The organism is Streptomyces sp. BR123, assembly GCF_013401435.1.
Classification (GTDB): domain Bacteria; phylum Actinomycetota; class Actinomycetes; order Streptomycetales; family Streptomycetaceae; genus Streptomyces.
In genome coordinates this window covers 1-9,655 of the sequence record NZ_JACBGN010000268.1, presented here as the reverse complement: position 1 = coordinate 9,655, position 9,655 = coordinate 1, and the positions used below count along the sequence as shown (strand labels likewise).

Sequence of the window (9,655 nt, the reverse complement as noted above, 5' to 3'; positions counted from 1 at the left end):
GTCCGGGGGCGGGAGGGGCGGTGTCGGCGGCCGTTAACCCGGCGTCGGCACGGCTCGCGGCGCCGGCGCCGTCCCAGCAGCCCAGGCCCGCGGCGGTGGTGACGGCCGCGACGAAGGCCAGCGTCAAAGCGGCCCCGCGACGGTGGTCGCGGGGCCGAAGACAGAAGGCGGGCAGACCCTGCATGGCGCCGAGTCTAGGACAAGGTCCGTACGGGCACGCCGGGTTGGCCAGAGCTCACACGGGGCGCTTGTCACACCTTCAGGTACTTGCGCAACGCCATGAAGGCCGCCAGGGAGGGCATCAGTACGCCGATGGCGAGCACCAGCGGCAGCTTCGTCAGGACGGAGTCCCAGCCGATGAAGTTGATCAGCTCCATCTTGGTGCGCAGCGAGGCCCCGTGGTCGATGACGAAGTACTGGCCGGCGCCGAGCATGACGCAGGCGAACACGGCGCCGATGAGGCCGGCGAACGCGGCCTCCATGATGAACGGCACCTGGATGTAGAAGCTGGAGGCGCCGACCAGCCGCATGATCCCGGTCTCCCGCCGTCGGCTGAAGGCCGAGACGCGCACCGTGTTGACGATCAGCAGCAGGGCCACGACCAGCATGATCAGCATGATGCCGAGGGCGGCCCAGTTGAGGTAGTTGAGCATCTGGAAGAGGTTGTCCAGCTCGCGGTGCTGGTCCTCCACCGACTGCACGCCGTCGCGGCCGGCGAACGCGGTCGTGATGACCTGGTACTTCTCCGGCTGCTTCAGCTTCACGCGGAAGGACTCGGGCATCTGGTCGGGGGTGACCACCGAGGCGAGCGCGGTGTGCCCGAAACGCTCCTTGTAGTGCTTGTAGGCCTCGTCGGCGGATTCGTAGTGGACCGTCTGGACGAGGTCCATCTTCTTCAGGTCGGCCTCGATCTGCTGCTTCTGCTCGGGGCTGACCGCGCCCCTGGCACAGGCCTTGCTCCCGGTCTCGCTGTTCTCCGCGTCGCTCTTGTTGCACAGGTAGATCGAGACGTTGACCTTGTCGTACCAGTAGCCCTTCATCTGGCTGACCTGGTCGCGCATGAGCAGGGAGCCGCCGAAGAGGGCCAGCGACAGGGCCACGGAGATGATGACCGCGAAGGTCATGGTGAGATTGCGGCGGAGACCGACGCCGATCTCCGACATGACGAACTGGGCGCGCATGACGTCTGGGTGGGCCCTTTCAGTGCTGGTAGCCGTAGACGCCGCGCGACTGGTCGCGTACGAGACGGCCCTGTTCGAGTTCGATGACGCGCTTGCGCATCTGGTCCACGATCTGCTGGTCGTGCGTGGCCATGATGACGGTGGTGCCGGTGCGGTTGATCCGGTCGAGGAGCTTCATGATCCCGACGGAGGTCTGCGGGTCGAGGTTGCCGGTGGGCTCGTCCGCGATCAGCAGGGAGGGGCGGTTGACGAAGGCGCGGGCGATGGCCACGCGCTGCTGCTCACCGCCGGAGAGCTCGCCGGGCATGCGGTCCTCCTTGCCGCCGAGGCCCACCAGCTCCAGGACCTGCGGGACGGCCTTGCGGATCTCGCCGCGCGGCTTGCCGATGACCTCCTGGGCGAAGGCGACGTTCTCCGCCACCGTCTTGTTGGGCAGCAGGCGGAAGTCCTGGAAGACGGTTCCCAGCTGGCGCCGCATCTGCGGGACCTTCCAGTTGGAGAGTTTGGCGAGGTCCTTGCCCAGGACGTGGACCTGGCCGTGGCTGGCCCGCTCCTCGCGGAGGATCAGCCGCAGGAAGGTGGACTTGCCGGAGCCGGAGGAGCCGACCAGGAAGACGAACTCGCCCTTGGCGATCTCCAGGGAGACATCTCTGAGTGCGGGGCGGTTCTGCTTCGGGTAGGACTTGGAGACGTTGTCGAATCGGATCACGGGTGCACCACGGTCGCCGGGGGTAGGTGTGCGAGACCATACGCGAACCGGCGCTGGGTGGGGACCCGCCGCTCGCAGTTGCCCGATATATCCCCTGGTCGGGGAGGGGAGCGTTCGCGATTGCCCGGACGGGCCGCGCCTAATGTCTCCGGAGCTGGCACAGTGGTAGGGGGAACGGCAGCGTTCCCCCACGCGTTGTTCAAGGGGACGAGAGGAGGAGAGCGCATGACATATGACCGGCTCGTGTGCGCGAACTGCGCCGCGCCCGTCAGTCAGGGCCGCTGCCCGGTGTGCCGGGCGAACCGGGAGCGCCTCCGGCAGGAGGGCCCCTTCGCAGGCCTGAACCCCATGGCGCTCATCGCGCTCCTGGTGGTCCTGGTCGCGGCAGCCCTGGCCCTGGTGGCCCAGCAGACGGCCTGACGGGCAGGGGCACAGGGCGCGGGTCTCCTCGCGCGGCACGTCCCGGAACCGGAAGACAGAAGCCGAACGGCGGCGGGGCCCGGACACCCGAAGGTGTCCGGGCCCCGCCCGCGTCGTGTCACGGCCGCCCGCCCCGTGCTCCGCGGGGCCGCCGGAGGGCTCAGGCGTCCTGGCCCTGCTCCGTCTTCTTGCGCCAGCGGATGCCGGCCTCCAGGAAGCCGTCGATCTCGCCGTCCAGCACGGACTGCGGGTTGCCGACCTCGAACTCCGTCCGCAGGTCCTTGACCATCTGGTACGGGTGCAGGACGTAGGAGCGCATCTGGTTGCCCCAGGAGCTGCCGCCGTCGCCCTTGAGGGCGTCCATCTTGGCTCGCTCCTCCTGGCGCTGGCGCTCCAGGAGCTTGGCCTGGAGGACGTTCATCGCGCTCGCCTTGTTCTGGATCTGCGAGCGCTCGTTCTGGCAGGAGACCACGATGCCGGTCGGGATGTGCGTGATGCGCACCGCCGAGTCGGTCGTGTTGACGCCCTGGCCGCCGGGGCCGGAGGCGCGGTAGACGTCGACGCGCAGGTCGGACTCGTCGATCTCGACGTGGTCGGACTGCTCGACGACCGGCAGCACCTCGACGCCGGCGAAGGAGGTCTGGCGGCGGCCCTGGTTGTCGAAGGGCGAGATGCGCACCAGGCGGTGCGTGCCCTGCTCGACGGAGAGGGTGCCGTAGGCGTACGGCGACTTGACGACGAAGGTGGTCGACTTGATGCCGGCCTCTTCCGCGTACGAGGTCTCGTAGACCTCCGTGGAGTAGCCGTGGCGCTCGGCCCAGCGCAGGTACATGCGCTGCAGGCGCTCGGCGAAGTCGGAGGCGTCCACGCCGCCGGCCTCGGCCCGGATGTTGACCAGCGCCTCGCGCTCGTCGTACTCGCCGGACAGGAGGGTGCGGACCTCCATCTCCTCCAGCGCCTTGCGGACGGCGGTCAGCTCGGTCTCCGCCTCGGCGCGGGTGTCCGCGTCGTCCATCTCCTCGGCCAGCTCGAAGAGGACGGCGAGGTCGTCGATACGGCCCCGCAGCGTCTCGGCCTTGCGGACCTCGGCCTGGAGGTGGGAAAGCCGGCTCGTGATCTTCTGGGCAGCCTCCGGGTCGTCCCACAGGGACGGGGCCGCTGCCTGCTCCTCGAGCACGGCAATGTCTGCCCTCAGCTTGTCGAGGTCCAGGACGGCCTCGATCGACCCCATGGTCGAGGAGAGGGACTTCAGCTCTTCGGATACATCGACGACTGCCACGGGTCCAGCGTAGCCGGTCCGCGGGCGGCGCAGTCCGTGCAGTCCGGTTCACCCGTTCTGATGATGGGCAATACGGGCGTACGCTCACGGTATGACTCTCCTCCTCGTCAAGCGCCGCCATGTGGACCACATGCGTGTCACGACGACGAGCTGTCAGCCGCCGGACCGTTCTCAAGCCTGATCAACCCCGATCCGACTTGGTCCTGTACGCGGCTCACGCGGCCCCGGCGCCACCCCTGCCGGAGGCCCTCCCCCTCCGCTGCCCCGACACCTGAAGGGGAACAGGACCCCGTGACATCCGAAACGGAGCCGTCATGCCGTCCGCGCACTCCCTCCCCGTCATCGATCTCTCCCAGGCCGACGACCCCGCCCAGCGGGCCGGCTTCCTGAAGGCGCTGCACGCCGCAGCCCGCGACACGGGCTTCCTGCACCTCACCGGGCACGGCATCACCGAAGCGGAGAGCGCTCGAATACTCGACGTGACCAGGGCTTTCTTCGCCCTTCCGGAGGCCGACAGGCTCGCCGTCAGCAATCTGAACTCGCCGCACTTCCGCGGCTACACCCGGATCGGCCACGAGCTGACCGGCGGGGCCTCCGACTGGCGGGACCAGCTGGACGTCGGCGCGGAGCGCCCGGCGCCGGTCCTGGAGCCGGGCGACCCGGCCTACCTGTGGCTGGAGGGCCCGAACCAGTGGCCGGCCGCCCTGCCGGAGCTGCGCACGGTCGTACTGGACTGGCAGAACCGGCTGGCCGCGGTCGCCCACCGGCTGCTGCAGGAGCTGCTCACCTCGATCGGCGCGCCGCACGGCTTCTTCGACGAGGCCTTCGCCGACCGGCCGCACCTGCACACGAAGCTGATCCGCTACCCCGGGTCCGCGCCGTCCGGTGCCGACCAGGGCGTCGGCGCCCACAAGGACTACGGGTTCCTGACCCTGCTGCTCCAGGACTCCGTGGGCGGCCTGCAGGTGGTCAAGGACGGCGGGTACGTGAACGTGCCGCCGATGCCGGGCGCGTTCGTGGTCAACCTGGGCGAGCTGCTGGAGATCGCCACGGAGGGTTACCTGACCGCCACCGACCACCGGGTGGTCAGCCCGCCGGGCGCGGTGGAGCGGTTCTCGGTGCCGTTCTTCTACAACCCGAGGCTGGACGCCGTCATCGACACGGTGCCGGGCGAATACCTGAAGCACGCCCCGGGTGTGGTGCACGACGCGTCGAACCCGCTGCACGCGGAGTACGGGCGCAACGAGCTGAAGGGCTGGGTCCGGGCCCACCCCGCCGTGGCGCGGCGCTGGCACCCGCAGCTGGTGGCGGCGTAACCGGCCCCTGCGGCCCGTCGCTGCCGGCTGACCCCCGCCGCCCGGGCGGGCATCCGCTGCCGGGGGCCGGTCGGCTCCCGCGCAGCGGTCGCGGCAACGGCGGCTAACGCTTCGGGGGGGCCGAGTGCTTCGCCGGAGGACGGGGCGGCTCGTCGCCGGAGGCGGCCAGCCAGCCGCCGACCCCGAGGGCGGCCACCAGGCCCACTGCGGCGGCGGACAGCGCCAGGCGGCGCCTGCGGACCGCGCCCGCCCGGTGCCGGGCCGAGCCGGGCCGGTGGCCTCCGGTCGGGCGGGGCACCCGGGCGGTGCCCAGCGCGCCCCCGGCCAGCTCGTCCGGCGCCGGCACGCGCATCGAGGTGTGGGTGTCCCGGTTGGAATCGGTCGCGGTGCCCGGCACCAGCGGGACCGCCCCGCGGCGCCGGACCGGCTCGGGCCGCCCCGGGGCCTCCCGGGCCTCGGGCTGCTCCGGCTCCGCGTCGTCGGGCTCGTCCACGTCCAGCGGCGGGATTCCCGCGAGCATGGGCAGCAGGTCCCGCAGCCGGGCCGACAGCTCCGAGGCGCGCAGCCGCGAGGCCGGGGCCTTGGCCAGGCACTGCACGACCAGCTGCCACAGTTCGTCGGGGATCCCGGGCAGCGGGACCACGGTCTCCGTCACGTGTCGGCGCAGCACCGCGCCCGGATGGCCGCCGCCGAAGGGGGTGAACCCGGCGAGCAGCTCGTACAACACGGTGGCCAGGGCGTATATGTCCACGGCCGCCCGCGGCGGGAGGCCCTCCACGATCTCCGGGGCCAGGTAGTCCGGTGTGCCGATGATCCGGGTCGCCGGGGCCGACGTGCGCCCCGCCGCGGGCCCCGACGCGGCCCGCTTCGGCGAGTCGATCAGCTTGGCCACGCCGAAGTCGGTCAGCAGCGCGGGGTGCGAGCCGCCCGGCCCGAGCGGGCCCTGCATGTCGAGCAGCACGTTCTCGGGCTTGACGTCGCGGTGGACGATCCCGGCCGCGTGGGCCGCGGCGAGCGCGTCCGCGACGTCGGCGACGATCGCGACGGCCGCCTCGGGGGCGAGCCGCCGCTCGCGGTCCAGGCGCGTGCGCAGGTCCGTACCGCGCACCAGGTCCATGACCAGGGCCAAGTCGTTGCCGTCGACGACGAGGTCGCGGACGGAGACGATGTGCGGGTGGTCCAGGCCGAGCAGTGCGCTGCGCTCCTGGACGAAGCGTCCGACCAGTTCCTGGTCGGACGCGAGGTCCTCGCGCAGGAGTTTGACGGCGACGGGCCCGTCCGGCCCCTCGCCGAGCCACACCGTGCCCGCGCTGCCGCGTCCCAGGATCTGGTGTGCGGTGTACCGGCTGCCGATTTTCCGTGCCACGACTGCTCCCTCAGCGGCTGGCGTACGCCCCAAAGCTACGCGGCCGGAAGGGTGAAGGTCGCCGCGGAACGCGGCGACCTTCACTTCTACGGGCAAAATCACGCCCCGGATGTCGACAAATCTACGAAGTCAGCGCTGCGCGGCCCCGTTCAGGGTGTGGTGCCGCCGCCTCCGGAGCCCACGGCCTCGCCGAGGGACGAGACCCAGTCGACGATTCCGGTGCCCCAGCTCCACACCTGGTCCCACCAGCCCTTGCCGGTGCCGATCCACTCCTGGAGCGGGGTGAGCTCCCAGATCAGCCAGCCCGCCACGAAGAACACCAGGATCATGACCAGGCAGCCCTTGAGGCAGCCGAGGCCCGGGATCTTGATGGGGTTGGCGCTGCGCCGACGCGGCTCGCGCGGCTCCCTCGGGGCGCGCGGCTGCGGCGGCTGGTATGCGGGCTGCTGCTGCGGCTGCCGGTACTGCTGGGGCGGCGGAGGCGGGGGCGCCTGCTGCGGCTGCGGGTAGTACGGCTGCTGCGGGGCCTGCTGGTACTGCGGCGGCTGGGGGCGCTGCGGTTGCGGCGGGTACTGCTGCGGCGGCTGGCCCTGGCGGTACTGCGGGGGCCCCTGCGGCTGCGGGGGCTGCTGGGGGCGCTGCTGCGGCGGCGGGGGTGTCTGCCGCTGGGGGCGGCGGCGCAGCGGGTCCTCGCTCGGGTCGAGGTAGTGCATCTGCGTCTGCTCGTTGCGCTCGCGCGCGGCCCGCATCTGCGTCTGCCACGGGTGCGGCTGGTCCGGGCGCTCCACGGGCGGCATGACGGAGGTCGCGGCGGCGTCCGGGGCCCCGGGGGCGCCGGTGGCCGGAAGGACGGAGGTGGCGTCGTCGGCGCCGACCGGCGGCAGCACGCTGGTCATGGCGTTCGGGTCGTACGCACCGGCGGGGTCGGCGGCCGGCGCGGCGGCCGGGCGCGCGGGCAGGACCTGCGTGGGGTCCGCGGCGCCCGGGGTCCCCGGAACGGGCGCGGGCGAGGGGTCCGGCGCGAGCAGCGCGCCGACGCCCAGCGCGGCCTCGACCTCGCCCGGGGCGCTGTGCACGCCGATGCCGGCGGCGACCACGCGCAGGCCGCGGGCCAGGTTCTCGGCGCTGGGGCGCTCCGTCGGTTCCTTGCGCAGGCAGCGCTCGATGACGATCCAGAGCGGCTCGGGCACGGTCGGCGGGCGCTGCGGGTCCTCGTTGAGGTGCCGCTGGAGCACTTCGAGGGCGGTGGAGCCGGCGAACGGCGGGCGTCCGGTCACGAGTTCGTAGAGCAGGATGCCGGCGCCGTAGATGTCGACGGCGGAGGTCTGCGGGCGCCCCTCGGCCGATTCGGGGGCGACGTAGGCGGGGGTCCCGACGAACTCGTGGGTGCGGGTCAGGCCCGGGGAGTCGGCGAGGCGGGCGATGCCGAAGTCGGTGAGCATCGGCCGCATCCGGCCGTCGCTCTCGTCGAGGAGCACGTTGGCCGGCTTCAGGTCGCGGTGGACGATGCCGTCGGCGTGGCTGGCGGCGAGCGCGTCCGCGATCTGCGCGGTGAGCAGGGCGGCGGCGACCGGGGTGAAGGGGCCGTTCTCGCGGATGTACCTGTGCAGGTCCGGGCCGTTGATCAGGTCCATCACGAGGGCGAGGAGATCGCCCTCGACGACGAGGTCGCGGGTGCGGACGATGTTGGGGTGGGTCAGGCGCAGCAGGACCGAGCGCTCCCGCAGGAAGCGCATGACGATGTCCGGGTCCTGGGCCAGCTCCTCCTTGAGGACCTTGATGGCCACGGTCTCGCCGGGCTGGCCAGCGACGGCCGCCTCCGCCCCGGCGGTCTCACGCTGGCGGGCACGCCAGACGGTGCCCGTGGCGCCGCGCCCGAGCGGCTCCTCGAGCAGGTACTTGCTGCCGACTGGCCGCACGTCTCGCGCTCCCTGTGTCGTCCTGCGGTGGGTCCCGCCGGTGGTTCGTCGTCCGGGGTCGATTTCCGGGTTCGTTATCCGGCCCAACTCTAGGGGGTGTCCTCCCGGAAGACGCGGGGTACCGGAGGTTGGTTGCCGCACATATGTACGAAGGGTGACTTTCGAGGGGTTCGCCTGAGGTGATTTTCCCCGGCTTTCCCCACGAGGTCCCCGCGGGTGCGATCATTCAAGATCATTTCTTGATGAGAACCGGGCGTGTCGTCCGCGACAGGTGCGAGGATGCACCCGTACGGAGCGGCGGGGACGGGAGCCCCGCCGGGTGGGGGTTTCGGGGCAGCCGCGGGGCTGCCGTCGTCCCCTGCCGGGCGCACGAACCGCGCACCGCGCAGAAGGGATCGCTGACGGCGATGCAGATCCGGCTGACCGTCCTCGGGTCGCGCAGCGGCCACCAGACCGCGCCCGCCGGGTGTGACGTGCTCGTCACCGCGCCCGCCGGGACCGCGCTGGCCGCGGTGGCCTCCGGGCTGGCGGCGACCGTCGGAGGGCCCGACACTCCCCCGGCCACCGCCGGGGGCACCACCGCCCGCACGGTCGTGCTGTACGCCGGTACGGAGCGCCTCGACCCGCAGCGGCAGGTACTCGGGGAGCCGCCGCTCGTCGACGGGGCGGTGCTGGGACTGCACGCCCCCGTGCCGGACGCGGCACCGGACGCGGCCGAGGGCGCCCAGCTGCACGTGGTCGCGGGCCCCGACGCGGGCGGGGTGCACCTGCTGCACCCCGGGGCGATCCGGATCGGCCGCTCGGCCGACGCGGACGTCCCGCTGGACGATCCGGACGTGTCCCGGCTGCACTGCGCGGTGACCGTGGCCGCGGACGGGCGGGTGGCCGTCGCCGACCTGAACTCGACGAACGGCACCACCGTGGACGGCGCGGAGGTGGGCCCCCGTCCCGTGCCGCTGGCGCCGGGCGCGCTGCTCCGGATAGGCGAGTCCGTCCTCCGCCTGGCCGTCTCGTCCCCGGCACCCCTCCCGGTCGTCCCGGACCGCGAGGGCCACCTCTGCCTCCCGGCGCCGCCCGCCGACACCCCGTCCGGCCCGGCGGGCTCCGGCCCGGCACACCCCGGCGCCACCACCCCGCCGCGACCCGGCACCCCACCGTCCTTCACCGGCCCCACGGGACCCGCCCCGGCGGGCTCCGGCCAGGCGCGGCCCGTCGGCGCCCCGGCCGACCTCGGCGGTGCACGCCCCGGCACCACCATCCCGGCGGCCGGCAGCCCCGCCGCCCCGCTCGGCTCCGGCCGGGCACGCCCCGGCGCCACCGACTCCGCTTCCCCCGGCACCACCGCCCCGGCGGGCTCCGGCCCGGCCCGGTCCGGGGCCCCCGCACCGGCGGACCCCCACCGGGCGGCATCCGGTCCCGCGAGCACGGCACCCGCCGGGGCCACCGGTCCCGTGTGGTCCGGGAT

The 9,655-nt window shown here is 72.9% G+C and carries 8 protein-coding genes and 1 pseudogene; 3 read left to right on the top strand and 6 right to left on the bottom strand.

Annotated elements, in window-relative coordinates; genetic code table 11:
• The 3 genes and pseudogenes from HYE82_RS37365 to ftsE form a co-directional block, all read right to left on the bottom strand.
• Positions 1-184, bottom strand: a pseudogene (locus tag HYE82_RS37365) (hypothetical protein); the annotation flags it as partial.
• 67 nt (positions 185-251) lie between these two features.
• Positions 252-1,181 (bottom strand): permease-like cell division protein FtsX, encoded by a 930-nt coding sequence (gene ftsX / locus HYE82_RS29215; RefSeq protein ID WP_179177187.1) that lies wholly within the window; start codon positions 1,179-1,181, stop codon positions 252-254.
• Between the two features lie 19 nt (positions 1,182-1,200).
• On the bottom strand, positions 1,201-1,890 hold the full coding sequence (ftsE, locus tag HYE82_RS29210; protein ID WP_179177186.1) for a cell division ATP-binding protein FtsE: 690 nt from the start codon (positions 1,888-1,890) through the stop codon (positions 1,201-1,203).
• 225 nt (positions 1,891-2,115) lie between these two features.
• On the opposite strand from ftsE, the gene HYE82_RS29205 reads away from it, so the two are divergent.
• Complete coding sequence (locus HYE82_RS29205) at positions 2,116-2,310, top strand: hypothetical protein (RefSeq protein ID WP_179177185.1); 195 nt, start codon at positions 2,116-2,118, stop codon at positions 2,308-2,310.
• 160 nt (positions 2,311-2,470) lie between these two features.
• On the opposite strand, the gene prfB is transcribed toward HYE82_RS29205, so the two are convergent.
• Positions 2,471-3,589 carry a peptide chain release factor 2 gene (prfB, locus tag HYE82_RS29200; RefSeq protein ID WP_179177184.1) on the bottom strand — a complete coding sequence of 373 codons (1,119 nt, stop codon included), beginning with the start codon at positions 3,587-3,589 and terminating at the stop codon, positions 2,471-2,473.
• A 314-nt stretch (positions 3,590-3,903) separates the two neighbouring features.
• Between prfB and HYE82_RS29195 the strand changes: the two genes are divergently transcribed.
• Complete coding sequence (locus tag HYE82_RS29195) at positions 3,904-4,905, top strand: isopenicillin N synthase family oxygenase (protein ID WP_179177183.1); 1,002 nt, start codon at positions 3,904-3,906, stop codon at positions 4,903-4,905.
• 103 nt (positions 4,906-5,008) lie between these two features.
• Here HYE82_RS29195 and HYE82_RS29190 read toward each other — a convergent pair whose 3' ends face one another.
• The gene (locus HYE82_RS29190) at positions 5,009-6,271 is read right to left on the bottom strand and encodes a serine/threonine-protein kinase (RefSeq protein WP_179177182.1); all 1,263 of its coding nucleotides are present in this window, start codon (positions 6,269-6,271) and stop codon (positions 5,009-5,011) included.
• 149 nt (positions 6,272-6,420) lie between these two features.
• Positions 6,421-8,190 carry a serine/threonine-protein kinase gene (locus HYE82_RS29185; protein ID WP_179177181.1) on the bottom strand — a complete coding sequence of 590 codons (1,770 nt, stop codon included), beginning with the start codon at positions 8,188-8,190 and terminating at the stop codon, positions 6,421-6,423.
• Positions 8,191-8,597: 407 nt separating this feature from the next.
• On the opposite strand from HYE82_RS29185, the gene HYE82_RS29180 reads away from it, so the two are divergent.
• A partial coding sequence (locus HYE82_RS29180) for an FHA domain-containing protein (protein WP_179177180.1) occupies positions 8,598-9,655 on the top strand: 1,058 nt, incomplete at its 3' end.